At 54.9% G+C, this 24,613-nt stretch carries 19 protein-coding genes, 4 tRNA genes, 3 rRNA genes and 1 riboswitch; of the genes, 21 read left to right on the top strand and 5 right to left on the bottom strand.

Features of this window, described 5'->3' with window-relative positions; translation table 11 throughout:
• Nucleotides 1–22 precede the first annotated feature (22 nt).
• Nucleotides 23–1,174 (bottom strand): acetylornithine deacetylase, encoded by a 1,152-nt coding sequence (argE, locus tag GVO84_RS22080; RefSeq protein ID WP_008501790.1) that lies wholly within the window; start codon nucleotides 1,172–1,174, stop codon nucleotides 23–25.
• Nucleotides 1,175–1,262: 88 nt separating this feature from the next.
• Here argE and argC point away from each other — a divergent pair, with 88 nt between their 5' ends.
• The 4 genes from argC to oxyR all read left to right on the top strand — a co-directional run bounded on the left by argC (nucleotide 1,263) and on the right by oxyR (nucleotide 5,727).
• Nucleotides 1,263–2,267, top strand: coding sequence for an N-acetyl-gamma-glutamyl-phosphate reductase (gene argC, locus GVO84_RS22075; protein WP_159515129.1), 1,005 nt, complete (start codon nucleotides 1,263–1,265; stop codon nucleotides 2,265–2,267).
• Nucleotides 2,268–2,273: 6 nt separating this feature from the next.
• Nucleotides 2,274–3,050 (top strand): acetylglutamate kinase, encoded by a 777-nt coding sequence (argB, locus tag GVO84_RS22070; protein WP_121423298.1) that lies wholly within the window; start codon nucleotides 2,274–2,276, stop codon nucleotides 3,048–3,050.
• Between the two features lie 72 nt (nucleotides 3,051–3,122).
• Nucleotides 3,123–4,496, top strand: a complete 1,374-nt coding sequence (gene argH / locus GVO84_RS22065; RefSeq protein WP_121423299.1) for an argininosuccinate lyase — start codon at nucleotides 3,123–3,125, stop codon at nucleotides 4,494–4,496.
• Nucleotides 4,497–4,800: 304 nt separating this feature from the next.
• On the top strand, nucleotides 4,801–5,727 hold the full coding sequence (gene oxyR / locus GVO84_RS22060; protein WP_023333839.1) for a DNA-binding transcriptional regulator OxyR: 927 nt from the start codon (nucleotides 4,801–4,803) through the stop codon (nucleotides 5,725–5,727).
• Here the strand turns inward: oxyR and sthA are convergent.
• Nucleotides 5,701–7,101, bottom strand: coding sequence for a Si-specific NAD(P)(+) transhydrogenase (gene sthA, locus GVO84_RS22055; RefSeq protein WP_008501785.1), 1,401 nt, complete (start codon nucleotides 7,099–7,101; stop codon nucleotides 5,701–5,703). The genes oxyR and sthA overlap by 27 nt on opposite strands.
• Nucleotides 7,102–7,297: 196 nt before the next feature.
• Between sthA and fabR the strand changes: the two genes are divergently transcribed.
• The gene (fabR, locus tag GVO84_RS22050) at nucleotides 7,298–7,936 is read left to right on the top strand and encodes an HTH-type transcriptional repressor FabR (protein WP_008501784.1); all 639 of its coding nucleotides are present in this window, start codon (nucleotides 7,298–7,300) and stop codon (nucleotides 7,934–7,936) included.
• A 9-nt stretch (nucleotides 7,937–7,945) separates the two neighbouring features.
• Entirely contained in the window at nucleotides 7,946–8,305 is a 360-nt protein-coding gene (locus GVO84_RS22045) for a YijD family membrane protein (protein ID WP_008501783.1), read from the top strand.
• A 90-nt stretch (nucleotides 8,306–8,395) separates the two neighbouring features.
• Here the strand turns inward: GVO84_RS22045 and trmA are convergent, their stop codons facing one another.
• Nucleotides 8,396–9,496 (bottom strand): tRNA (uridine(54)-C5)-methyltransferase TrmA, encoded by a 1,101-nt coding sequence (gene trmA / locus GVO84_RS22040; RefSeq protein WP_121423300.1) that lies wholly within the window; start codon nucleotides 9,494–9,496, stop codon nucleotides 8,396–8,398.
• Nucleotides 9,497–9,600: 104 nt separating this feature from the next.
• Nucleotides 9,601–9,775: riboswitch (cobalamin riboswitch) on the top strand.
• A 66-nt stretch (nucleotides 9,776–9,841) separates the two neighbouring features.
• On the opposite strand from trmA, the gene btuB reads away from it, so the two are divergent.
• The 9 genes from btuB to GVO84_RS21995 all read left to right on the top strand — a co-directional run bounded on the left by btuB (nucleotide 9,842) and on the right by GVO84_RS21995 (nucleotide 18,210).
• Nucleotides 9,842–11,695: a TonB-dependent vitamin B12 receptor BtuB gene (gene btuB, locus GVO84_RS22035; RefSeq protein ID WP_159515128.1), complete on the top strand. Its 1,854-nt coding sequence runs from the start codon at nucleotides 9,842–9,844 to the stop codon at nucleotides 11,693–11,695.
• Nucleotides 11,640–12,491: a glutamate racemase gene (gene murI / locus GVO84_RS22030; protein WP_159515127.1), complete on the top strand. Its 852-nt coding sequence runs from the start codon at nucleotides 11,640–11,642 to the stop codon at nucleotides 12,489–12,491. The genes btuB and murI overlap by 56 nt, the downstream gene beginning before the upstream one ends.
• A 381-nt stretch (nucleotides 12,492–12,872) precedes the next feature.
• Nucleotides 12,873–14,413, top strand: a 16S ribosomal RNA gene (locus GVO84_RS22025).
• A gap of 70 nt (nucleotides 14,414–14,483) precedes the next feature.
• Nucleotides 14,484–14,560: transfer RNA gene (locus tag GVO84_RS22020), tRNA-Ile, on the top strand.
• Nucleotides 14,561–14,598: 38 nt separating this feature from the next.
• Nucleotides 14,599–14,674 (top strand) — tRNA-Ala (locus GVO84_RS22015).
• 181 nt (nucleotides 14,675–14,855) lie between these two features.
• Nucleotides 14,856–17,761, top strand: a 23S ribosomal RNA gene (locus tag GVO84_RS22010).
• A gap of 71 nt (nucleotides 17,762–17,832) precedes the next feature.
• Nucleotides 17,833–17,948: ribosomal RNA gene (gene rrf / locus GVO84_RS22005) — 5S ribosomal RNA — on the top strand.
• Together the 16S, 23S and 5S rRNA genes with 4 tRNA genes alongside form the textbook arrangement of a ribosomal RNA operon.
• 56 nt (nucleotides 17,949–18,004) lie before the next feature.
• Nucleotides 18,005–18,081 (top strand) — tRNA-Asp (locus GVO84_RS22000).
• 53 nt (nucleotides 18,082–18,134) lie between these two features.
• A tRNA-Trp gene (locus GVO84_RS21995) sits at nucleotides 18,135–18,210 on the top strand.
• Between the two features lie 98 nt (nucleotides 18,211–18,308).
• On the opposite strand, the gene hdfR is transcribed toward GVO84_RS21995, so the two are convergent.
• Nucleotides 18,309–19,130, bottom strand: coding sequence for an HTH-type transcriptional regulator HdfR (hdfR, locus tag GVO84_RS21990; protein WP_029739573.1), 822 nt, complete (start codon nucleotides 19,128–19,130; stop codon nucleotides 18,309–18,311).
• 118 nt (nucleotides 19,131–19,248) lie between these two features.
• Between hdfR and GVO84_RS21985 the strand changes: the two genes are divergently transcribed.
• A complete protein-coding gene (locus tag GVO84_RS21985) occupies nucleotides 19,249–19,587 on the top strand; it encodes a DUF413 domain-containing protein (RefSeq protein WP_023309658.1) in 339 nt (112 codons plus the stop codon).
• Between the two features lie 29 nt (nucleotides 19,588–19,616).
• On the opposite strand, the gene GVO84_RS21980 is transcribed toward GVO84_RS21985, so the two are convergent.
• Complete coding sequence (locus GVO84_RS21980; RefSeq protein ID WP_159515126.1) at nucleotides 19,617–21,137, bottom strand: YifB family Mg chelatase-like AAA ATPase; 1,521 nt, start codon at nucleotides 21,135–21,137, stop codon at nucleotides 19,617–19,619.
• A gap of 341 nt (nucleotides 21,138–21,478) precedes the next feature.
• Here GVO84_RS21980 and ilvL point away from each other — a divergent pair, with 341 nt between their 5' ends.
• The 5 genes from ilvL to ilvE all read left to right on the top strand — a co-directional run bounded on the left by ilvL (nucleotide 21,479) and on the right by ilvE (nucleotide 24,571).
• On the top strand, nucleotides 21,479–21,577 hold the full coding sequence (ilvL, locus tag GVO84_RS21975; RefSeq protein ID WP_001311244.1) for an ilv operon leader peptide: 99 nt from the start codon (nucleotides 21,479–21,481) through the stop codon (nucleotides 21,575–21,577).
• Between the two features lie 86 nt (nucleotides 21,578–21,663).
• Complete coding sequence (ilvX, locus tag GVO84_RS21970; protein WP_193941730.1) at nucleotides 21,664–21,714, top strand: peptide IlvX; 51 nt, start codon at nucleotides 21,664–21,666, stop codon at nucleotides 21,712–21,714.
• Between the two features lie 2 nt (nucleotides 21,715–21,716).
• Nucleotides 21,717–23,363 carry an acetolactate synthase 2 catalytic subunit gene (gene ilvG / locus GVO84_RS21965; protein WP_159515125.1) on the top strand — a complete coding sequence of 549 codons (1,647 nt, stop codon included), beginning with the start codon at nucleotides 21,717–21,719 and terminating at the stop codon, nucleotides 23,361–23,363.
• Complete coding sequence (ilvM, locus tag GVO84_RS21960; protein WP_003860184.1) at nucleotides 23,360–23,623, top strand: acetolactate synthase 2 small subunit; 264 nt, start codon at nucleotides 23,360–23,362, stop codon at nucleotides 23,621–23,623. The genes ilvG and ilvM overlap by 4 nt, the downstream gene beginning before the upstream one ends.
• Nucleotides 23,624–23,641: 18 nt before the next feature.
• Nucleotides 23,642–24,571, top strand: coding sequence for a branched-chain-amino-acid transaminase (gene ilvE / locus GVO84_RS21955; RefSeq protein ID WP_023326297.1), 930 nt, complete (start codon nucleotides 23,642–23,644; stop codon nucleotides 24,569–24,571).
• Nucleotides 24,572–24,613 lie beyond the last annotated feature (42 nt).

The following is a 24,613-nucleotide window of genomic DNA, read 5'->3' as shown; positions in this document are numbered from 1 at the left end:
GAGGGGACTCTTCGGTGCGGTTTTAATGCCAGCAGAAGTGATGCACAACCTGGGTAATCAGTTCGCGGGTGGGCTTGATGAAGCGGGTTTCCAGATATTCATCCGGCTGGTGCGCCTGGTTGATGGAGCCAGGGCCAAGGACCAGCGTTGGGCAAAGCGTCTGAATAAACGGCGCTTCGGTGCAGTAGTTCACCACGTCGGTTTTCTCACCGAGCAGTTTTTCCACCACTTCAACCAGCTGATGGTCCGGCGGGCATTCGTAACCCGGGATCGGCGGATGCAGTTCGGAGACCGTCAGGCGGCCCGGCCAGCGCTCGCTCACCGGGGCCAGCGCCTCATTCAGCAGGCCGTCGAGATCGCTCAGGGTCATGCCCGGCAGCGGGCGGATGTCCATATGCAGTTCGCAGCAGGCGCAGATGCGGTTGGAGGCATCACCGCCGTGCAGGCTGCCGAGGTTTAGCGTCGGATACGGCACGGTGAACGCCTCGTAGTGATAACGTTCTTTCAGATCGTCGCGCAGGGTCATGATGCGGCCGATGGCGTCATGCATCAGCTCGATGGCGTTCACGCCGCGCGCCGGATCGCTGGAGTGGCCGGACTGGCCCAGCACGCGCACGGCGGTAGAAATATGGCCTTTGTGCGCGCGGATCGGCTGCAGAGAAGTCGGCTCACCGATGATCGCGCAGTCCGGGCGGATCGAGGTGTTTTCAGAGAAGTAGCGCGCGCCCGCCATGCTGGTCTCTTCATCGGCGGTCGCCAGAATGTAGAGCGGTTTTTTCAGCTTCGTCACGTCCACGTCACGCAGCGCGTCGAGGATAAAGGCGAAGAAGCCTTTCATATCGGCGGTGCCCAGCCCGTAAAGCTTGTTGTCGTGCTCGGTCAGGGTGAACGGATCGCGCGTCCAGCGGCCATCGTCAAAGGGCACTGTGTCGGTATGACCGGCCAGCAGCAGGCCGCCCGCACCGGTTCCGGTGCTGGCAAGCAGGTTAAATTTGTGGCGTGTTCCGGGGACGGGCTGAACCTCAACGTTAAACCCAAGATCGCTAAACCAACCCGCCAGCAGATTGATTAAAGACTCATTGCTCTGATCCAGCGCTTCTTCCGTTGCGCTGATGGACGGTGTGGCAATCAGGGCGCGGTAGATCTCGATAAATGGCGGTAAGTTCATTTTCATTGTTGACACACCTTAGGTCGTGATAGTATCAATATTCATGCAATAAATGTGAATAAAAATACATTAACGTTGAGCATAAAGGAACCCGATGTTGAATACGCTGATTGTAGGCGCTAGCGGTTATGCGGGCGCAGAGCTTGTAAGCTACGTGAATCGCCATCCACATATGACCATAACCGCTTTGACCGTGTCAGCGCAAAGCAATGATGCAGGAAAGTTAATTTCCGATTTGCATCCGTGGCTTAAGGGCATTGTCGATCTGCCGCTGCAGCCCATGTCTGACATCAGCGAGTTTACCGACGGCGTCGACGTGGTGTTTTTAGCCACCGCGCACGAGGTCAGCCACGACCTGGCGCCGCAGTTCCTGGCGGCCGGCTGCGTGGTCTTCGACCTCTCCGGCGCGTTCCGCGTTAACGACGGCGCGTTTTACGAAAAATATTACGGCTTCACTCATCAGCACCCGGATCTGCTTGAAAAAGCGGTGTACGGCCTGGCGGAGTGGAGCGCGGATAAACTGAAAGAAGCGGACCTGATTGCCGTGCCGGGCTGCTACCCGACGGCGGCGCAGCTTTCCCTGAAGCCGCTGATCGACGCAGGGCTACTGGATCTGAGCCAGTGGCCGGTGATCAACGCCACCAGCGGCGTGAGCGGAGCAGGGCGCAAGGCCGCTATCTCCAACAGCTTCTGCGAAGTGAGCCTTCAGCCGTATGGCGTGTTTAACCACCGTCATCACCCTGAAATCACGACGCATCTGGGTGCCGAGGTGATTTTCACCCCGCACCTGGGCAGCTTCCCGCGTGGGATCCTCGAAACTATTACCTGCCGCCTGAAGCCTGGCGTGACCAAAGAGCAGGTGAACGAGGTCTTCACCCAGGCGTATGCGGATAAACCGCTGGTGCGCCTGTATGACAAAGGCGTACCGGCGCTGAAAAACGTGGTTGGCCTGCCGTTCTGCGATATCGGCTTTGCCGTGCAGGGCGAGCATCTGATTGTGGTCGCCGCAGAAGATAACTTACTCAAAGGCGCTGCCGCACAGGCAATGCAGTGTGCAAATATTCGTTTCGGTTTCCCGGAAACGCAGGCTCTTATTTAAGGTGTGATGATGAACCCATTAATTATCAAACTCGGTGGTGTACTGCTGGACAGCGAAGAAGCGCTGGAGCGTCTGTTTACCGCGCTGGTGAACTATCGCGAATCACACCAGCGTCCGCTGGTGATTGTGCACGGCGGCGGCTGCGTAGTGGATGAGCTGATGAAAGGGCTCAACCTGCCGGTGAAAAAGAAGAACGGCCTGCGCGTCACGCCTGCTGACCAGATTGACATCATCACCGGCGCGCTGGCGGGTACGGCGAACAAAACGCTGCTGGCGTGGGCGAAGAAACACCACATCGCGTCCGTGGGCCTCTATCTGGGCGATGGCGACAGCGTAAAAGTGACCCAGCTCGATGAAGAGCTCGGCCACGTTGGACTGGCACAGCCAGGTTCGCCTAAGCTGATTAACACGCTGCTGGAAGGTGGTTTCCTGCCGGTGGTGAGCTCTATCGGAGTGACCGAAGAGGGCGCGCTGATGAACGTCAACGCTGACCAGGCGGCGACGGCACTGGCGGCAACGCTGGGTGCGGATCTGATCCTGCTCTCCGACGTGAGCGGCATTCTGGACGGTAAAGGCCAGCGCATTGCGGAAATGACGGCTGAGAAAGCCGAGCAGCTGATTGCTCAGGGCATTATTACCGACGGTATGATCGTCAAAGTGAACGCCGCGCTGGATGCCGCACGCACGCTGGGCCGTCCGGTGGATATCGCCTCCTGGCGTCACGCGGAGCAGCTCCCGGCACTGTTTAACGGCACGCCGATTGGCACGCGTATTTTAGCGTAATCGATTTAATGTTTTGTAGGCCGGGTAAGCGTAGCGCCACCCGGCGGAACTAACGAATAAAGGAAGCATGTTATGGCACTTTGGGGTGGGCGTTTTACACAGGCAGCGGATCAGCGGTTCAAACAGTTCAACGACTCTTTGCGCTTCGACTACCGCCTGGCCGAACAGGATATTGTCGGCTCTGTGGCCTGGTCCAAAGCGCTGGTGACGGTGGGCGTACTGACCGCAGACGAACAATTACAGCTGGAGGAAGCGCTGAACAATCTGCTGGAAGAGGTGCGTCTTAACCCGCAGCAGATCCTCGAAAGCGATGCTGAAGATATTCACAGCTGGGTGGAAGGCAAGCTTATCGACAAAGTCGGTCAGCTGGGTAAAAAGCTGCACACCGGGCGCAGCCGTAACGACCAGGTCGCCACCGACCTGAAGCTGTGGTGTAAAGACACCGTCGGCGAACTGCTGGCGGCCAACCGTCAGCTGCAGAGCGCGCTGGTGGAAACCGCGCAAAACAACCAGGACGCGGTGATGCCGGGTTATACCCACCTGCAGCGCGCGCAGCCGGTGACCTTTGCGCACTGGTGTCTGGCCTACGTTGAGATGCTGGCGCGCGATGAAAGCCGTCTGCAGGATACCCTGAAGCGTCTGGACGTCAGCCCGCTGGGCAGCGGCGCGCTGGCCGGTACGGCGTATGAAATCGACCGCGAACAGCTGGCAGGCTGGCTGGGCTTTGCCTCCGCCACCCGTAACAGCCTGGACAGCGTCTCTGACCGCGACCACGTGCTGGAGCTGCTTTCGAATGCGTCTATCGGGATGGTGCACCTGTCGCGTTTTGCCGAAGACCTGATCTTCTTTAACTCTGGTGAAGCGGGCTTTGTCGAGCTGTCCGACCGCGTGACCTCAGGCTCATCCCTGATGCCGCAGAAGAAAAACCCGGACGCGCTCGAGCTGATCCGCGGCAAATGTGGCCGCGTGCAGGGCGCGCTGACCGGCATGATGATGACCCTGAAAGGGCTGCCGCTGGCGTACAACAAAGACATGCAGGAAGACAAAGAAGGGCTGTTCGACGCGCTCGACACCTGGCTGGACTGTCTGCATATGGGCGCGCTGGTGCTGGACGGCATTCAGGTGAAACGTCCGCGCTGTCAGGAAGCGGCACAGCAGGGCTATGCGAACTCTACCGAACTGGCGGATTATCTGGTGGCGAAGGGCGTACCGTTCCGTGAAGCGCACCATATTGTGGGTGAAGCGGTAGTGGAAGCCATTCGTCAGGGTAAACCGCTGGAAGATCTGTCGCTGGCCGACCTGCAGAAGTTCAGCGCGGTTATCGGGGATGATGTGTATCCGATTCTGGCGCTGCAGTCTTGCCTGGATAAGCGTGCTGCAAAAGGCGGCGTGTCGCCGAAGCAGGTGGCGCAGGCGATTGCGGATGCGAAAAACCGGTTGGTTTGATTTGTGCGGGCTGGTGCCCTCACCCCGGCCCTCTCCCACGGGGAGAGGGAGCAAAACGGAGCCTGGCTTAGCGCTGGGCTTTTTTACGCAAAAAAAATGCGGACCACGGGGTCCGCAAAAGTTCACGTTGGCTTTAGTTGTTCGAGTTTTGAGAGAAACTCGCTGACGGTGCAGGGACGTCAAGGGTCAAACACGTGCCGCCTCGTCTATGTGGTGTATTATTCAACAGAATGCTTGATAGGGATAATCGTTCGTTGCTATGCTATCTATCGCCATGAACTATCGTGGCGACGGAGGATGAATAATGAATATTCGTGATCTTGAATACCTGGTAGCGTTAGCCGAGCATCGTCACTTTCGCCGCGCGGCAGATTCCTGCCACGTCAGCCAGCCCACGCTGAGCGGTCAGATCCGCAAGCTGGAAGACGAGCTGGGCGTGATGCTGCTGGAGCGCACCAGTCGTAAGGTTCTGTTCACACAGGCAGGTCTTCTGCTGGTGGATCAGGCGCGTACCGTGCTGCGCGAGGTCAAAGTGCTCAAGGAAATGGCAAGCCAGCAGGGGGAAGCGATGTCCGGCCCGCTGCATATTGGCCTGATCCCAACCGTTGGCCCGTACCTGTTGCCGCACATCATTCCGATGCTGCACCAGACGTTCCCGAAACTCGAAATGTACCTGCATGAAGCGCAAACCCATCAGCTGCTGGCGCAGTTAGATAGCGGCAAGCTCGACTGCGCCATTCTGGCGCTGGTGAAAGAGAGCGAAGCGTTTATTGAAGTGCCGCTGTTCGACGAGCCTATGATGCTGGCGATCTATGAAGATCACCCGTGGGCGAACCGCGATCGCGTGCCGATGGCCGATCTGGCCGGTGAAAAGCTGCTGATGCTGGAAGACGGCCACTGCCTGCGCGATCAGGCGATGGGCTTCTGCTTCGAAGCGGGTGCGGATGAGGATACCCATTTCCGCGCAACCAGCCTGGAAACGCTGCGTAATATGGTTGCGGCGGGAAGCGGCATCACGCTGCTGCCTGCGCTGGCCGTACCGCGCGAGCGTAAGCGTGATGGCGTGGTCTATCTGCCGTGCATCAAGCCGGAGCCGCGTCGCACTATCGGCCTGGTGTATCGTCCGGGTTCACCGCTGCGCAGCCGCTATGAGCAGCTGGCAGAGGCCATCCGTGGTTCTATGGATGGCCATTTCGACAGCGCGTTAAAACAGGCGGTTCAGGCCGTTTAGTGCCGCGACCCGATAGGCTTCCGCCATGGTCGGGTAGTTAAAGGTGGTGTTAACGAAGTACTCAATGGTGTTACCACCACCTTTCTGCTCCATTATCGCCTGGCCGATATGAATGATTTCCGCGGCGCGTTCACCAAAGCAGTGAATGCCGAGGATCTCTTTCGTCTCGCGGTGGAACAGGATCTTCAGCGTCCCCACGCTCATCCCCACGATTTGCGCCCGCGCCAGATGTTTAAACTGCGCGCGACCCACCTCGTAAGGCACCTTCATTGACGTCAGCTGCTGCTCGGTTTTGCCGACTGAACTGATTTCCGGGATGGTATAGATGCCCGTCGGAATATCTTCGATCAGATGCGCCGTCGCTTCGCCTTTTACCAGCGCCTGTGCGGCAATACGTCCCTGGTCGTAAGCGGCTGATGCCAGGCTTGGGTAACCAATCACGTCGCCGACCGCGTAAACGTGCGGCAGGGCGGTCTGATACATGCTGTTGACCTTCAGCTGACCGCGGCTGTCGGTTTCAAGCCCGATATTTTCCAGCTGCAGTGAGTCGGTGTTGCCGGTACGGCCGTTGGCGTACAGCAGGCAGTCGGCTTTCAGCTTTTTACCGGACTTCAGGTGCATGATCACCCCGTCGTCACAGCCTTCGATTTTCTCGTACTCTTCGTTGTGGCGAATGACCACGCCGCTGTTCCAGAAGTGGTAGGAGAGCGAATCTGACATCTCCTGATCGAGGAACGCCAGCAGGCGGTCGCGGGTGTTGATCAGGTCAACTTTGACGTCCATTCCGCGGAAGATCGACGCATATTCGCAGCCAATGACCCCTGCGCCATAGATAATGACGTGGCGGGGTTCATGGTGCAGGCTCAGAATCGAGTCGCTGTCGTAGACGCGCGGGTGCGAGAAGTCCACGTCGGCGGGATGGTACGGGCGTGAACCGCAGGCAATCACAAATTTTTCAGCCGTGATGGTTTCGACCGAACCGTCGTGGCATTCGAGTGCCAGGGTGTGTTCATCCACAAAATGCGCGTTGCCCTGTAAAATTTCACAGTGGTTACGCTCATAAAACCCCTGACGCATGCGTGTCTGCTGGTTAATAACGGTATCCGCGTGATTCAGGATGTCAGCAAAAGATGAACGAAGAAGTCGGGAGTGGTCGCTGTAGAGAGGGTTCTGGTTAAATTCGATAATGCGGCTAACGGCGTGGCGGAGGGCTTTCGAAGGGATGGTGCCCCAGTGGGTGCAACCGCCGCCGACATTATGGTAGCGCTCGATGACCGCTACTCTGGCTCCCTGTTTCACCAGACCCATAGCAGCACCTTCGCCGCCGGGGCCGGAACCAATAACTATTGCGTCGTAATCGTAGGAATGTGGCATGGCAAGGCTTACCTGTTCTTATACATAAAAGCAACAGAATCATAACATCATTGCCAGAGTAACCCAATTATCGTTGTGCTTTTTTCCGGCAGTGGAGCACAAACCGCACGTAAACAATCATTCACAAAGCCAGGCAAACAGATTAATTTTATTCTCTGGTATAGTGCCATCAGGCCTTTGGAAGGATTCAACTATCGTGATGGGCGTAAGAGCACAACAAAAAGAGAAAACCCGGCGTTCGCTGGTGGAAGCCGCATTCAGTCAACTGAGTGCTGAGCGGAGTTTTGCCAGTTTGAGCCTGCGCGAAGTCGCACGCGAGGCCGGGATTGCGCCAACGTCCTTCTATCGTCACTTCCGTGATGTGGATGAACTGGGCCTGACCATGGTCGACGAGAGCGGCCTGATGCTGCGCCAGTTGATGCGCCAGGCGCGTCAGCGTATCGCCAAAGGGGGCAGCGTGATCCGCACCTCCGTATCAACCTTTATGGAATTTATCGGCAATAACCCCAACGCGTTTCGTCTTCTTCTGCGCGAGCGTTCGGGCACATCGGCGGCGTTTCGTGCCGCCGTCGCGCGTGAAATTCAGCACTTCATCGCGGAACTTGCCGACTATCTTGAACTCGAAAACCATATGCCGCGTGCGTTTACTGAAGCACAGGCTGAGGCGATGGTGACGATTGTTTTCAGCGCGGGTGCCGAAGCGCTGGATGTCAGCATTGAACAACGCAAGCAGCTCGAAGAGCGACTGGTATTGCAGCTCAGGATGATCTCCAAAGGCGCGTACTACTGGTATCGCCGTGAACAAGAGAAACTGGCACATCAAACCGAAGAGTGAAGGTGAGTAATGAAACAGTCAGGTCAGGATAAAGGGACGCTGTTGCTGGCATTGATCGCTGGCTTATCCATTAATGGTACGTTTGCCGCTATTTTTAGCTCAATCGTGCCGTTTTCGATTTTCCCGCTTATTGCGCTGGTGCTGACGGTTTACTGCCTGCATCAACGTTACCTGAACCGCACCATGCCGGTGGGGTTACCGGGGCTGGCAGCTGCCTGCTTTATTCTGGGCGTATTGCTGTATAGCACCGTGGTTCGCGCGGAATATCCGGATATCGGCTCTAACTTCTTCCCTGCGGTACTGTCTGTGGCGCTGGTGTTCTGGATTGGCTCGCGCATGCGTAGCCGTAAGAGCCAGTTACCAGAGTAAAGGGTTTTGTCATTGTAGGCCGGATAAGCGAAGCGCCATCCGGCTTTTTTGGCAGGTGGCGCTTCGCTTACCTGCCCTACAAGGCCCACATTACTTCGCCGTGAGCAGTACGCCGCACTCCATATGATGCGTATACGGGAACTGATCGAACAGCGCCAGACGTTCAACCTTGTGCGTCTGGCTCAGTGTTTCGAGGTTCTTGCACAGCGTCTCCGGGTTACAGGAGATGTACAAAATGCGCGGGTACGCCTGCACCATCTTCTCGGTTTCGCTGTCCAGGCCACTGCGCGGCGGGTCGACAAAAATCGTCTCACACTGGTAGCTCTTCAGATCGATTCCTTCCAGGCGGTTAAACTGGCGTACGCCGTTCATGGCCTGCGTGAACTCTTCTGCGGCCATACGAACGATCTGCACGTTGTCGATATGGTTGGCGGCAATGTTGTACTGCGCGGCGGCCACCGACGGCTTGGCGATTTCCGTTGCCAGCACGCGATCGAAGTTACGCGCCAGCGCCAGCGAGAAGTTGCCGTTACCGCAGTAGAGCTCAAGCAGATCGCCCGTTGACCCTTCCGTCGCCTTCAGCGCCCACTCCAGCATCTGCACGTTCATCGCAGCGTTCGGCTGGGTGAAGCTGTTCTCGACCTGACGATACACCATCTCTTTACCTGCCACCGGCAGGCGCTCGTCGATGTAGTCCTGATCCAGCATGATTTTGGTTTTGGTCGCCCGGCCAATCAGGTGAACGTTGATGTTCTGCGCACGTAGCCCATCGCGCAGCGCTTCCGCCTGCTCGCGCCACTCATCGTTCAAGGCTTTGTGATACAGCAGAGAGACAATCGCCTGATTGCTTTGCGTGGTCAGGTAGTCAATCTGGAACAGCTTGTTACGCAGTACCGGATTGTTGCGCACGCCGTCCATTATCAGCGTCATTAATTGGTTAATGAGCTCGCTCGCCGCCGGAAAGCTGTCCACGCGGATACGGGACTTCGTCTGCTGATCGAAAATGATGTGGTACAGGTCGTCGCCGTCGTGCCAGATGCGGAACTCGGCGCGCATGCGGTAGTGGCTGACAGGAGAGCGGAACACCTCGGGAACGGGCGCGTTGAAAGGCGTCATCATACTTTGCAGGCGGACGACTTTCTCTGCCAGCTGCGCGTCGTACTGTTCTGTCGGGAGGTGTTCTGGGGTCATGATGCGTCCTGAGTGATAAAGAATTACGCGGGGATTGTAGGCATTGTTCAGGGGATGTCCAGATTTAATGGCCAATAGCTGTCTGGACATCTATACGTGTCTAATTGTAGCATTCTGTTTCCGGTCTCCTGAGAGTGAAAAGGGAATCCAGTGTAAATCTGGAGCTGACGCGCAGCGGTAAAGTCTGGCGGGATGAGCGTTGTAGACACTGTGAAAATGGGAAGTCTTCATCCTTATATGCCACCTAGCCCGAAGACCTGCCGGGATCACGTCGCATTTGGTTTCATCATCGCGTGCTATCGATGAGGCCTGCGGCATCCTTCTTATATTGTGGATGCTTTAACAATGATTAAAAAAGTATCGCTGTTGACGGCGTTGTCCGTCACGGCATTTTCGGGCTGGGCGCAGGATAGCGCCGACTCGTTGGTGGTGACGGCAAATCGTTTTGAACAACCGGCAAAAACTGTTCTGGCGCCGACGTCCGTCGTAACGCGTGAAGATATTGAACGCTGGCAGGCAAAGAGCGTGGTGGAAATCATGTCGCGTCTGCCTGGCGTGGATATCGCGCAAAGCGGTGGAATGGGCTCGAACTCTTCAACTTTTATTCGCGGAACGGAATCTCGCCATGTGCTGGTGCTGATTGACGGTATTCCTTTGAATAACGCCGGGATCAGCAACGTTCCCGATCTGAGCCAAATCCCGACCTCGCTGATTCAGCGTATTGAGTACATCCGTGGCCCGCGTTCGGCCCTGTATGGCTCCGACGCGATTGGTGGCGTGATTAACATCATCACCGGACGTGACAAGCCGGGTGCAGAGATCTCAGCGGGTGTCGGCTCTAAGGGTTATCAGACCTATGACGGCGCTTTCCAGCAGGTATTGGATAAAACCAAAATCACCATGGCGGGTAACTACACCTATACCCGTGGTTTTGACATCGCCGCAAAAGATGCGCCGCGCCAGCCTGACCGCGATGGCTTTATGAGTAAATCGCTGTACGGCTCCGTGGAACAGCAGATTACCGACAGCGTGAGCGGCTTCTTCCGTGGCTTTGGTTACGACAACCGCACCGCGTATGACGGTTACGATCACTACGACGCCAACTTTATGGTGGATGGACGACCTGATACTCGCCAGCTCTACAGCCAGAACTGGGATACCGGTCTGCGTTACAACCAGGGAATTTTCCAGTCACAGCTGGTGGCGGGTTACGGTCGCAGTAAAGATCAGAACTATGATCCGAAGAAAGGGCGTTACGCTGATTCCGCCACCATGGATGATGTGAAGCAGTACACCACCCAATGGCTCAACACTGTGGAAGTCGGTCACGGCAACATTGGTGCAGGTCTGGACTGGCAAAAGCAGAAGACGCAGGCCGGAACGGGCTACCTGGATAAAGGCTACGAGCAACGCAATACCGGTGTGTTTGTTTCGGCGATGCAGCAGTTCAGCAGCGTGACGCTGGAGGCGGCGGCGCGTAATGACGACAACTCCAACTTTGGTAACCATGGAACATGGCAAACCAGCGCCGCGTGGGAGTTTGTGGATGGCTATCGCGTGATTGCCTCCTACGGTACCGCTTTTAAAGCACCGACCATGAGCCAGATCCACAGCGCTTCTTACGGCAATCCGGATCTTAAACCGGAGGAGAGTAAGCAGTGGGAAGGGGGCTTTGAAGGCCTGACGGGACCGGTCAACTGGCGTATCACCGGTTATCGCAATGATATCGATAATCTTATTAGCAGCGATCCGCATACGTATCGTTACTACAACGTTGACGAAGCACGTATTAAAGGTGTGGAAGCGACGGCACAGTTCGATACTGGCCCGGTCGGACATCAGATTTCCTATGATTATGTCGACCCGCGTAATGCAAAAACCAATGAAGTACTGGCCCGCCGTTCTAAGCAGCAGGTTAAGTACCAGCTTGACTGGCAGGTATGGGATCTCGACTGGAACCTTGCCTACCGTTATCTGGGCACACGCTATGATGTCGCGATTGATCCAGACACCTATTCGTCAGAACGCGTGAAAATGGGCGGTGTCAGTCTCTGGGATGTCGCAGTTTCGTATCCTGTCACCTCACATCTCACAGTTCGTGGTAAAATAGCCAACCTGTTCGATAAAGATTACGAGACAGTTTATGGCTACCAAACTGCAGGACGGGAATACACCTTGTCTGGCAGCTACACCTTCTAATCCGCGTCCCACCGTGCTGGTGTTTGATTCCGGCGTCGGTGGGCTTTCGGTCTATGATGAGATTCGGCATCTTCTGCCGGATCTCCATTACATCTATGCCTTCGATAACGTCGCTTTCCCGTATGGGGAAAAGAGCGAAGATTTTATTGTTGAGCGCGTGGTTGAAATCGTCACTGCGGTACAAAAGCGCTATCCCCTTGCGCTGGCCGTCATCGCCTGTAATACGGCGAGCACCGTTTCTCTTCCCGCCCTGCGTGAAAAATTCCCGTTCCCGGTTGTGGGCGTCGTTCCTGCAATAAAGCCTGCCGCGCGTCTGACGGCGAACGGCATTGTGGGTTTGCTGGCAACGCGAGGTACGGTAAAGCGTCCTTATACCCGCGAGCTGATCGACCGTTTTGCCAACGAATGCCAGATTGCGATGCTGGGTTCGGCTGAGCTGGTGGAGATGGCTGAAGCGAAGCTGCATGGAAAGGCGGTATCACTCGACGAGCTCCGTCGTATTCTTCGTCCGTGGCTGCGGATGCCCGAACCCCCGGATACCGTTGTGCTGGGCTGCACCCACTTCCCGCTATTACAGGAAGAGCTGTTAGAGGTGTTACCGGAAGGAACGCGCCTGGTGGATTCCGGTGCGGCTATCGCCCGTCGTACGGCCTGGCTGCTGGAGCACGAAGCACCCGATGCGAAATCTACCGATGCGAATATCGCGTTTTGTATGGCCATCACGAAAGAGACTGAGCAACTTTTACCCGTTTTACGCCGTTATGGCTTTGAAACGCTCGAAAAACTGTCGCTGTAGCACGGTTTTGAGCAAAAAAGAGACGGTTGAAAGTTTTTTTTAAAAGAGGGGTTGTCAACGTCTGAGAACTCCCTATAATGCGCCTCCACTGACACGGAACAACGGCTTACAGGCCGCCGGGTTAGCGGCGTTCAGAGATGAACGCCAGCAGAGAAAAGCGAAAATAATCACTTGACTCTGAATGAGGAAAACGTAATATACGGGACCTCGCAACGGTGAGCGAAAGCCGCGTTGCACTGCTCTTTAACAATTTATCAGACAATCTGTGTGGGCACTCAAAGTGACATGGATTCTTAATGTCTTCGGACAATAAATGAATACCAAGTCTCTGAGTGAACATACGTAATTCATTACGAAGTTTAATTCACGAGCATCAAACTTAAATTGAAGAGTTTGATCATGGCTCAGATTGAACGCTGGCGGCAGGCCTAACACATGCAAGTCGAGCGGTAGCACAGGGAGCTTGCTCTCCGGGTGACGAGCGGCGGACGGGTGAGTAATGTCTGGGAAACTGCCTGATGGAGGGGGATAACTACTGGAAACGGTAGCTAATACCGCATAATGTCGCAAGACCAAAGAGGGGGACCTTCGGGCCTCTTGCCATCAGATGTGCCCAGATGGGATTAGCTAGTAGGTGGGGTAACGGCTCACCTAGGCGACGATCCCTAGCTGGTCTGAGAGGATGACCAGCCACACTGGAACTGAGACACGGTCCAGACTCCTACGGGAGGCAGCAGTGGGGAATATTGCACAATGGGCGCAAGCCTGATGCAGCCATGCCGCGTGTATGAAGAAGGCCTTCGGGTTGTAAAGTACTTTCAGCGGGGAGGAAGGCGATAAGGTTAATAACCTTGTCGATTGACGTTACCCGCAGAAGAAGCACCGGCTAACTCCGTGCCAGCAGCCGCGGTAATACGGAGGGTGCAAGCGTTAATCGGAATTACTGGGCGTAAAGCGCACGCAGGCGGTCTGTCAAGTCGGATGTGAAATCCCCGGGCTCAACCTGGGAACTGCATTCGAAACTGGCAGGCTAGAGTCTTGTAGAGGGGGGTAGAATTCCAGGTGTAGCGGTGAAATGCGTAGAGATCTGGAGGAATACCGGTGGCGAAGGCGGCCCCCTGGACAAAGACTGACGCTCAGGTGCGAAAGCGTGGGGAGCAAACAGGATTAGATACCCTGGTAGTCCACGCCGTAAACGATGTCGACTTGGAGGTTGTGCCCTTGAGGCGTGGCTTCCGGAGCTAACGCGTTAAGTCGACCGCCTGGGGAGTACGGCCGCAAGGTTAAAACTCAAATGAATTGACGGGGGCCCGCACAAGCGGTGGAGCATGTGGTTTAATTCGATGCAACGCGAAGAACCTTACCTACTCTTGACATCCAGAGAACTTTCCAGAGATGGATTGGTGCCTTCGGGAACTCTGAGACAGGTGCTGCATGGCTGTCGTCAGCTCGTGTTGTGAAATGTTGGGTTAAGTCCCGCAACGAGCGCAACCCTTATCCTTTGTTGCCAGCGGTTCGGCCGGGAACTCAAAGGAGACTGCCAGTGATAAACTGGAGGAAGGTGGGGATGACGTCAAGTCATCATGGCCCTTACGAGTAGGGCTACACACGTGCTACAATGGCGCATACAAAGAGAAGCGACCTCGCGAGAGCAAGCGGACCTCATAAAGTGCGTCGTAGTCCGGATTGGAGTCTGCAACTCGACTCCATGAAGTCGGAATCGCTAGTAATCGTAGATCAGAATGCTACGGTGAATACGTTCCCGGGCCTTGTACACACCGCCCGTCACACCATGGGAGTGGGTTGCAAAAGAAGTAGGTAGCTTAACCTTCGGGAGGGCGCTTACCACTTTGTGATTCATGACTGGGGTGAAGTCGTAACAAGGTAACCGTAGGGGAACCTGCGGTTGGATCACCTCCTTACCTTAAAGAACCTGCCTTTGCAGTGCTCACACAGATTGTCTGATGAAAAACAGCAGTAAAAAACCTCTACAGGCTTGTAGCTCAGGTGGTTAGAGCGCACCCCTGATAAGGGTGAGGTCGGTGGTTCAAGTCCACTCAGGCCTACCAAATTTGCGAAGCAAATTTGAAGAGGTTAGCAAAACGATGGGGCTATAGCTCAGCTGGGAGAGCGCCTGCTTTGCACGCAGGAGGTCTGCGGTTCGATCCCGCATAGCTCCACCATCTTTTACTGCGAACACAAGAAAACTTCAGAGTGAACCTGAAAAGGTGCACTGCGAAGTTTTGCTCTTTAAAAATCTGGATCAAGCTGAAAATTGAAACGACACATCTTTAATGGTGTGTTCGAGTCTCTCAAATTTTCGCAATTTGATGATGAATCGAAAGAAACATCTTCGGGTTGTGAGGTTAAGCGACTAAGCGTACACGGTGGATGCCCTGGCAGTCAGAGGCGATGAAGGACGTGCTAATCTGCGAAAAGCGCCGGCGAGGTGATATGAACCTTTGACCCGGCGATGTCCGAATGGGGAAACCCAGTGTGTTCCGACACACTATCGTTAACTGAATACATAGGTTAACGAGGCGAACCGGGGGAACTGAAACATCTAAGTACCCCGAGGAAAAGAAATCAACCGAGATTCCCCCAGTAGCGGCGAGCGAACGGGGAGCAGCCCAGAGTCTGAATCAGCTTGTGTGTTAGTGGAAGCGTCTGGAAAGTCGCACGGTACAGGGTGACAGTCCCGTACACGAAAATGCACAGGTTGTGAACTCGAAGAGTAGGGCGGGACACGTGGTATCCTGTCTGAATATGGGGGGACCATCCTCCAAGGCTAAATACTCCTGACTGACCGATAGTGAACCAGTACCGTGAGGGAAAGGCGAAAAGAACCCCGGCGAGGGGAGTGAAAAAGAACCTGAAACCGTGTACGTACAAGCAGTGGGAGCACCTTCGTGGTGTGACTGCGTACCTTTTGTATAATGGGTCAGCGACTTATATTCTGTAGCAAGGTTAACCGTATAGGGGAGCCGAAGGGAAACCGAGTCTTAACTGGGCGTTAAGTTGCAGGGTATAGACCCGAAACCCGGTGATCTAGCCATGGGCAGGTTGAAGGTTGGGTAACACTAACTGGAGGACCGAACCGACTAATGTTGAAAAATTAGCGGATGACTTGTGGCTGGGGGTGAAAGGCCAATCAAACCGGGAGATAGCTGGTTCTCCCCGAAAGCTATTTAGGTAGCGCCTCGTGAACTCATCTTCGGGGGTAGAGCACTGTTTCGGCTAGGGGGCCATCCCGGCTTACCAACCCGATGCAAACTACGAATACCGAAGAATGTTATCACGGGAGACACACGGCGGGTGCTAACGTCCGTCGTGAAGAGGGAAACAACCCAGACCGCCAGCTAAGGTCCCAAAGTCATGGTTAAGTGGGAAACGATGTGGGAAGGCACAGACAGCCAGGATGTTGGCTTAGAAGCAGCCATCATTTAAAGAAAGCGTAATAGCTCACTGGTCGAGTCGGCCTGCGCGGAAGATGTAACGGGGCTAAACCATGCACCGAAGCTGCGGCAGCGACACTTAGGTGTTGTTGGGTAGGGGAGCGTTCTGTAAGCCGTTGAAGGTGTCCTGTGAGGGGTGCTGGAGGTATCAGAAGTGCGAATGCTGACATAAGTAACGATAATGCGGGTGAAAAGCCCGCACGCCGGAAGACCAAGGGTTCCTGTCCAACGTTAATCGGGGCAGGGTGAGTCGACCCCTAAGGCGAGGCCGAAAGGCGTAGTCGATGGGAAACAGGTTAATATTCCTGTACTTGGTGTTACTGCGAAGGGGGGACGGAGAAGGCTATGTTAGCCGGGCGACGGTTGTCCCGGTTTAAGCATGTAGGCGGAACGATTAGGTAAATCCGGTCGTTTATTAACGCTGAGGTGTGATGACGAGGCACTACGGTGCTGAAGTAACAAATGCCCTGCTTCCAGGAAAAGCCTCTAAGCATCAGGTAACATCAAATCGTACCCCAAACCGACACAGGTGGTCAGGTAGAGAATACCAAGGCGCTTGAGAGAACTCGGGTGAAGGAACTAGGCAAAATGGTGCCGTAACTTCGGGAGAAGGCACGCTGATATGTAGGTGAAGCCCCTGCGGGTGGAGCTGAAATCAGTCGAAGATACCAGCTGGCTGCAACTGTTTATTAAAAACACAGCACTGTGCAAACACGAAAGTGGACGTATACGGTGTGACGCCTGCCCGGTGCCGGAAGGTTAATTGATGGGGTTAGCGGTAACGCGAAGCTCTTGATCGAAGCCCCGGTAAACGGCGGCCGTAACTATAACGGTCCTAAGGTAGCGAAATTCCTTGTCGGGTAAGTTCCGACCTGCACGAATGGCGTAATGATGGCCAGGCTGTCTCCACCCGAGACTCAGTGAAATTGAACTCGCTGTGAAGATGCAGTGTACCCGCGGCAAGACGGAAAGACCCCGTGAACCTTTACTATAGCTTGACACTGAACACTGGTCCTTGATGTGTAGGATAGGTGGGAGGCTTTGAAGCGTGGACGCCAGTCTGCGTGGAGCCGCCCTTGAAATACCACCCTTTAATGGCTGGTGTTCTAACGTAGACCCGTAATCCGGGTTGCGGACAGTGTCTGGTGGGTAGTTTGACTGGGGCGGTCTCCTCCCAAAGAGTAACGGAGGAGCACGAAGGTTAGCTAATCCTGGTCGGACATCAGGAGGTTAGTGCAATGGCATAAGCTAGCTTGACTGCGAGAGTGACGGCTCGAGCAGGTGCGAAAGCAGGTCATAGTGATCCGGTGGTTCTGAATGGAAGGGCCATCGCTCAACGGATAAAAGGTACTCCGGGGATAACAGGCTGATACCGCCCAAGAGTTCATATCGACGGCGGTGTTTGGCACCTCGATGTCGGCTCATCACATCCTGGGGCTGAAGTAGGTCCCAAGGGTATGGCTGTTCGCCATTTAAAGTGGTACGCGAGCTGGGTTTAGAACGTCGTGAGACAGTTCGGTCCCTATCTGCCGTGGGCGCTGGAGAATTGAGGGGGGCTGCTCCTAGTACGAGAGGACCGGAGTGGACGCATCACTGGTGTTCGGGTTGTCATGCCAATGGCATTGCCCGGTAGCTAAATGCGGAAAAGATAAGTGCTGAAAGCATCTAAGCACGAAACTTGCCCCGAGATGAGTTCTCCCTGACTCCTTGAGAGTCCTGAAGGAACGTTGAAGACTACGACGTTGATAGGTCGGGTGTGTAAGCGCAGCGATGCGTTGAGCTAACCGATACTAATGAACCGTGAGGCTTAACCTTACAACGCCGAAGCTGTTTCGGCGAAGAGACGACACATTCAACTCAGCTTGATACAGATTTAACAGAATTTGCCTGGCGGCTTTAGCGCGGTGGTCCCACCTGACCCCATGCCGAACTCAGAAGTGAAACGCCGTAGCGCCGATGGTAGTGTGGGGTCTCCCCATGTGAGAGTAGGGAACTGCCAGGCATCAAATTAAGTAGTAAGCCGGTGCATAAATCCGGTGATTACAAGCAGTCTTCGGTGGAGCGGTAGTTCAGTCGGTTAGAATACCTGCCTGTCACGCAGGGGGTCGCGGGTTCGAGTCCCGTCCGTTCCGCCACTTATTAAGACATTAAGCCTGCCTTCCTGGCAGGCTTAATGGCAAAAAACTTTAGGGGCGTAGCTCAGTTGGTAGAGCACCGGTCTCCAAAACCGGGTGTCGCGAGTTCGAGTCTCTCCGCCCCTGCCATATAGAATCCTTTGCTTCGGCAAAGGATTTTTTTTGCCTGAAACACGGCAGAAAACACTCTTCTTAATTTTCAGCCAGCATTTCTGCTGGCTGATGTATCAATCCATTACGTTGATTTTTAACAGATCTTTTATCTGCGATTGCTTATCACTGTTTTGCAGCCAAATCGCATACAGCGGCCTGGTAAGCGTGGTGGAATCCATCACTGTGTGCAGCCCGGCTTTAGTGTCTGCCCAGCGAACGGGTAACCAGGTACAACCTTTCAGCAGGGACAGCTGCTGACAGGCGATCTCTGCAGAGCTGGTCGTTAACTGCGGAACATCATCAGGTGCAATCAATCCCGTCTCGTGCTGCTGAAAATCCGGCCCCCATTCCAGGCGCAAATAGGTCAGGTCTGCCTTCATCATCGAAGGTTCTGAGGCGTAAAGTGCCAGGCCAAACTGCCCCACAATCTGGCTGCTAAATTCGTCCATCTTGGGTGCTTCGGTGGTGATCAGAAGATCAAGCTGACGCTCATGAAGTTGCTTAACCAGCGACTGCCGTTGTGCAATCCTGGCCTCAAATTGCAGGTGCCCGTGTGAGTGATATAGCCGGGTAAGCCACTGACTTAGCATGCATTCCCACAGAGAAGCGCTGGCCCCTATCGAGAACTCATTATGCCTCGAAGTATGTGCCACCTCTTTACGTGCCGCCTGCCAGGTATTCATCAGCGTTTCTGCGTACGGCAGCAGTTTCTCGCCGGCAGGCGTTAAGCGAATATTGTTACGATGGCGGGTAAAAAGATTCACACCCAATTGATTTTCCAGCTGTCGAATACGAAAACTGACTGCTGACTGCGTCAGGTAAAGGGCTTCAGCTGCTCGCCCAAAGTGGCGTGTTCTGCTCACTTCAAGGAAAGTTTTAAGCAATTCCGTATCCACATCTTTCTCCGCAAAATTATTTGTCGTTATGATTTAAATGTTTTGTTTTACACTCTGTCAAGCGTAACTAATACTCCGCGCCATAAATAGCTCGGCCAAAGAATTAGGAGCGTGTAGGATGGCGGAAAGCTTTACGACGACTAATCGTTTTTTCGACAATAAACATTATCCGCGCGGGTTCTCTCGTCACGGCGATTTCACCATCAAAGAAGCTCAACTGCTTGAGCGCCATGGTTATGCCTTTAACGAGCTGGATCTTGGGAAGCGTGAACCTGCTACCGAAGACGAAAAACAGTTTGTTTCTGTTTGCCGTGGTGAGCGTGAGCCGGAGTCTGAAGCGGAACGTGTATGGATCAAGTACATGGCGCGCATTAAGCGTCCAAAGCGCTTCCATACGCTGTCTGGCGGCAAGCCGCAGATGGAAGGTGCAGAAGACTACACCGAGTCTGATGACTAGAATGAAGAGAAGGGGCTACGGCCCCTTTTTTATGCCAGCAATTTCTGCAAATGCAGCAGTAAACGATCGATAGCGCGGTAGCTCAGTGCCTCCTGCAAATGTTTCCTCTCAATGTCAGTGCATCCCTCCACGTCAGCAATGGTTCTGGCCACTTTCAACAAACGCTGCCACGCACGTATGGACAGCCCGAACCGCGTCAACGTCTCCTCCAGCCATCCCGCATCCTCGACGTTAAGAGAACAGAACTGTCGGATCCCGGCATTATCCAGCCGCGCATTCAGCCTGTTCTGACGAGCGTACTGCCGCGTCTGGGCTGCAATCACCCGCTCGCGTACATCCGCTGAGCTTTCACCCGTTATACCCGTTTGCCTGAGCAGACCCGGCGGGGGAAGGGGGATTTCGAGGGATAAATCGAAACGGTCGAGGAACGGGCCGGATAACTTACCCAGATAGCGTAACGTCTGCTCTGGCGTACAGCGGTTATGGTTGCCCTGGTAGTGACCCGTCGGGCTGGGATTCATCGCCGCGACCAGCTGAAACCGCGCGGGATAGCTTATTTTGGCTCGCGTACGTGAGATATGTATCTCGCCGGATTCAATGGGCTCCCTCAGTGCATCCAGCACGCGGCGCTCAAACTCCGGCAGCTCATCAAGAAACAGAATGCCATTGTGTGCCAGCGAGATCTCTCCCGGCCCGGGGATAGACCCTCCGCCGACCATTGCCGTCAGTGAAGCGCTATGATGCGGGGAACGAAAAGGACGACGGCGCCACTGTTTTTGCAACGACGTCGAACTGATAAGGCTGTATATGGCGGCACTTTCCAGCGCTTCATGATTATTGAGCGGTGGAAGCAACCCACTCAACCTGCTTGCCAGCATCGTTTTACCCGTACCCGGCGGACCAATTAACAGAAGATTGTGTCCACCTGCAGCCGTGATCTCCAGCGCCCGTTTCCCTTGCTCCTGTCCCATAATCTCGCTGAGATCCTCTGGAGCATCCGCTATAGCATCATCACACTCCTCCGGCTCGGACAGTTCATGTCGCCCTTCCAGCCAGGCACAAACTTCCTGTAAATGCCCCGCGATGAGGCACCCCTTCTCGGCGATAAGACTCACTTCTGATGCGTTTTCATTGGCGACAATGATTTGCCGCCCTGCACGTATGGCTTCCAGCGCTCCCGATATCGCCCCGGGAACGCCTCTTAACGCGCCTGTAAGCGCGAGTTCGCCAACGAACTCATACGAGCCTAGCCGTGTCGTATTAAGCTGCTCAGAAGCCGCGAGAAGGGCAATTGCGATAGGTAAATCGTATCGTCCCCCCTCTTTAGGCAGGTCGGCGGGAGCAAGGTTGATGGTGATCTTCTTCGCGGGGAAGGCATAACCGCTATTTATTATTGCGCTGCGTACGCGATCCCTGGCCTCCTTAACCGTCGTTTCAGGTAACCCGACAAGCGTGAGTCCGGGGAGTCCGTTACTCAAATGAACCTCGACGGAAATAAGCGGTGCCTTTACCCCGAGAGCCGCACGCGTATAAACAACTGACAGTGACATTTGCACTACCTCCTGGGGTAACTATGCCAGTGCCTGTTTTGTCTGTTTAGCGTCATTTTGCGAATTTACGCCGCCTGTTCAGAGATTTTAAGCGCACACTGAAACCATTGCATAACCGTGGAAGCCTCCTCGCAGAATGTAAAAAGACCCGTTTTGACGCTTAAAACCGCAGTAAAAAAATGAAAAATATTCATTTTCTATTTTCCTCATATAAAACAACGATTTTAAGAAATATGATTTGCTGGCTAATCAAATGAGCCATAAATAAATCTTGTGTTTGTTTTGAATTCTGTGATAACTCTTTAGGTATTCCTTCGAACAAGATGCAGAAAGAACTGAAAATGACAGCCCTTCTACGAGTGATTAGCCTGGTCGTGATTAGCGTGGTGGTGATTATTATCCCACCGTGCGGGGCTGCACTTGGACGAGGAAAGGCTTAGAAATCAAGCCTTAACGAACTAAGACCCCCGCACCGAAAGGTCCGGGGGTTTTTTTATGACTAAAAAACGTAAATGAGGAGCAGAGCATGACGGCTAGCACAAAATTCTGTTTCTCCCGATTTATGACGGGGAACTAACTATGAATGGGGCACAGTGGGTAGTACATGCGTTGCGCGCGCAGGGAGTCGAAACAGTATTCGGTTATCCGGGTGGCGCAATTATGCCGATTTACGATGCACTGTATGACGGCGGCGTGGAACATCTCTTGTGCCGACACGAGCAGGGTGCAGCGATGGCGGCCATTGGTTACGCCCGTGCCACGGGCAAAACCGGTGTCTGCATGGCCACTTCAGGCCCGGGCGCAACTAACCTCATCACCGGCCTGGCTGACGCGCTGCTGGATTCCGTTCCCGTTGTCGCCATCACCGGGCAGGTGGCGTCTCCGTTCATCGGTACCGATGCTTTCCAGGAAGTCGACGTCCTCGGTTTATCGCTGGCCTGCACCAAACACAGCTTCCTCGTTCAGTCTCTGGAAGAGCTGCCGCGCGTAATGGCAGAAGCGTTCGAAGTGGCAAGTTCCGGCCGTCCTGGTCCGGTTCTGGTCGATATCCCGAAAGATATCCAGGTGGCACTCGGCGATCTGGAACCGCACTTCTCTACCGTTGAAAGCGACGATGCGTTTCCGGATGCGGAAGTGGAAGAGGCCCGTCAGATGCTGGCGCAGGCGAAACAGCCGATGCTGTACGTCGGCGGTGGCGTCGGCATGGCGCAGGCCGTTCCAGCCCTGCGCGAATTTATCGCAACAACGCAGATGCCAGCGACCTGCACGCTGAAAGGTCTCGGTGCTGTCGATGCGGATTATCCATACTATCTGGGCATGCTGGGGATGCACGGCACCAAAGCGGCAAACCTGGCGGTGCAGGAGTGCGATCTGCTCATCGCCGTAGGTGCCCGTTTTGACGACCGCGTTACCGGCAAGCTGAATACCTTTGCGCCGAACGCCAAAGTCATCCATATGGATATCGACCCGGCGGAGATGAACAAGCTGCGTCAGGCGCACGTTGCGCTGCAGGGCGATCTCAACGCGCTGTTACCGGCATTGCAGCAGCCGCTGGATATCAACGCATGGCGTCAGCACACCGCAGACATGCGCGCCGAGCACGCCTGGCGTTACGACCACCCCGGCGAGGCCATCTACGCGCCGCTGCTGTTGAAGCAGTTGTCCGACCGTAAACCGACTGACAGTGTCGTCACTACCGACGTAGGCCAGCACCAGATGTGGTCCGCGCAGCACATGACCTACACCCGCCCGGAAAATTTCATCACCTCCAGCGGGTTAGGGACGATGGGCTTCGGTCTGCCAGCAGCCGTTGGCGCACAGGTTGCCCGCCCGAACGATACCGTTATCTGTATCTCCGGTGACGGCTCCTTCATGATGAACGTTCAGGAGCTGGGCACCGTTAAGCGTAAGCGGTTGCCGCTGAAAATCGTCTTGCTCGACAACCAGCGTTTAGGGATGGTTCGCCAGTGGCAGCAGCTGTTCTTCCAGGAGCGTTACAGCGAAACGACGCTCACCGACAACCCCGATTTCCTCACCCTGGCCAGCGCCTTCGGCATCCCTGGCCAGCACATCACCCGTAAAGATCAGGTTGAAGCGGCGCTCGACACCATGCTGAACAGCGATGGGCCTTACCTGCTTCATGTCTCAATCGACGAACTCGAGAACGTCTGGCCGTTGGTACCGCCTGGTGCCAGTAACTCACAAATGATGGAGAAATTATCATGATGCAGCATCAGGTCGCCGTACAGGCTCGCTTCAACCCGGAAACCTTAGAACGCGTTTTGCGTGTGGTGCGTCATCGTGGTTTTCAGATTTGCTCTATGAATATGGAGACGGCCACAGACGCTCAGAACATCAGTATCGAATTAACCGTTGCCAGCCCGCGGCCGGTCGACTTACTGTTTAGTCAGTTATCAAAGCTGGTAGACGTTGCCCATGTTGCCATCTGCCAGAGCACAACCACATCACAACAAATCCGCGCTTGAGCGTGACAGGACGAAAAAATGACGACAAAAAAAGCTGATTACATTTGGTTCAACGGTGAGATGGTTCGCTGGGAGGACGCGAAGGTCCACGTGATGTCCCACGCGCTGCACTACGGTACCTCCGTATTTGAAGGCATCCGCTGCTACGATTCTCACAAAGGGCCAGTGGTGTTCCGCCATCGCGAACACATGCAGCGTCTGCATGACTCAGCCAAAATTTATCGTTTTCCGGTTTCTCAAAGCGTCGACGAGCTGATGGAAGCCTGTCGCGACGTGATCCGTAAAAACAACCTGACCAGCGCCTATATTCGTCCGCTGGTGTTTGTGGGCGACGTCGGCATGGGCGTGAACCCGCCAGCCGGTTATAACACCGATGTGATCATTGCCGCGTTCCCATGGGGTGCCTACCTGGGTGCAGAAGCCCTGGAGCAGGGGATCGACGCAATGGTCTCTTCCTGGAACCGCGTGGCGCCAAACACCATCCCGACCGCCGCGAAAGCAGGCGGTAACTACCTTTCTTCCCTGCTGGTCGGTAGCGAAGCGCGCCGCCACGGCTATCAGGAAGGTATCGCCCTGGACGTGAACGGCTACATCTCTGAAGGCGCGGGCGAAAACCTGTTTGAAGTGAAAGACGGTATTCTGTTCACGCCGCCGTTTACCTCGTCCGCGCTGCCGGGCATCACCCGTGACGCCATCATCAAGCTGGCGAAAGATCTGGGTATCGAAGTGCGCGAGCAGGTGCTGTCCCGCGAATCCCTGTATCTGGCCGATGAAGTGTTCATGTCCGGTACCGCGGCTGAAATCACGCCGGTGCGCAGCGTAGACGGTATCCAGGTGGGCGAAGGCCGCTGTGGCCCGGTCACCAAACGCATTCAGCAAGCGTTCTTTGGCCTCTTCACCGGCGAGACAGAAGATAAATACGGCTGGTTGGATCAGGTTAATCACTAAGCATAAATTTGGGACGGCACGCACCGTCCCATTAAATAGTCA

Source organism: Enterobacter sp. SM3 (genome assembly GCF_009811935.2).
GTDB lineage: Bacteria > Pseudomonadota > Gammaproteobacteria > Enterobacterales > Enterobacteriaceae > Enterobacter > Enterobacter asburiae_D.
Note: the sequence above shows the minus strand (reverse complement) of the source record. Positions and strands in the feature narration are given on the sequence as shown.

Bases quoted from the DNA above. Each gene is read 5' to 3' on its own strand.
- argE (WP_008501790.1), bottom strand. From the start codon at position 1,174: ATGAAAATGAACTTACCGCCATTTATCGAGATCTACCGCGCCCTGATT.
- argC (WP_159515129.1), top strand. From the start codon at position 1,263: ATGTTGAATACGCTGATTGTAGGCGCTAGCGGTTATGCGGGCGCAGAG.
- argB (WP_121423298.1), top strand. From the start codon at position 2,274: ATGATGAACCCATTAATTATCAAACTCGGTGGTGTACTGCTGGACAGC.
- argH (WP_121423299.1), top strand. From the start codon at position 3,123: ATGGCACTTTGGGGTGGGCGTTTTACACAGGCAGCGGATCAGCGGTTC.
- oxyR (WP_023333839.1), top strand. From the start codon at position 4,801: ATGAATATTCGTGATCTTGAATACCTGGTAGCGTTAGCCGAGCATCGT.
- sthA (WP_008501785.1), bottom strand. From the start codon at position 7,101: ATGCCACATTCCTACGATTACGACGCAATAGTTATTGGTTCCGGCCCC.
- GVO84_RS22045 (WP_008501783.1), top strand. From the start codon at position 7,946: ATGAAACAGTCAGGTCAGGATAAAGGGACGCTGTTGCTGGCATTGATC.
- trmA (WP_121423300.1), bottom strand. From the start codon at position 9,496: ATGACCCCAGAACACCTCCCGACAGAACAGTACGACGCGCAGCTGGCA.
- btuB (WP_159515128.1), top strand. From the start codon at position 9,842: ATGATTAAAAAAGTATCGCTGTTGACGGCGTTGTCCGTCACGGCATTT.
- murI (WP_159515127.1), top strand. From the start codon at position 11,640: ATGGCTACCAAACTGCAGGACGGGAATACACCTTGTCTGGCAGCTACA.
- GVO84_RS21985 (WP_023309658.1), top strand. From the start codon at position 19,249: ATGGCGGAAAGCTTTACGACGACTAATCGTTTTTTCGACAATAAACAT.
- GVO84_RS21980 (WP_159515126.1), bottom strand. From the start codon at position 21,137: ATGTCACTGTCAGTTGTTTATACGCGTGCGGCTCTCGGGGTAAAGGCA.
- ilvL (WP_001311244.1), top strand. From the start codon at position 21,479: ATGACAGCCCTTCTACGAGTGATTAGCCTGGTCGTGATTAGCGTGGTG.
- ilvG (WP_159515125.1), top strand. From the start codon at position 21,717: ATGAATGGGGCACAGTGGGTAGTACATGCGTTGCGCGCGCAGGGAGTC.
- ilvM (WP_003860184.1), top strand. From the start codon at position 23,360: ATGATGCAGCATCAGGTCGCCGTACAGGCTCGCTTCAACCCGGAAACC.
- ilvE (WP_023326297.1), top strand. From the start codon at position 23,642: ATGACGACAAAAAAAGCTGATTACATTTGGTTCAACGGTGAGATGGTT.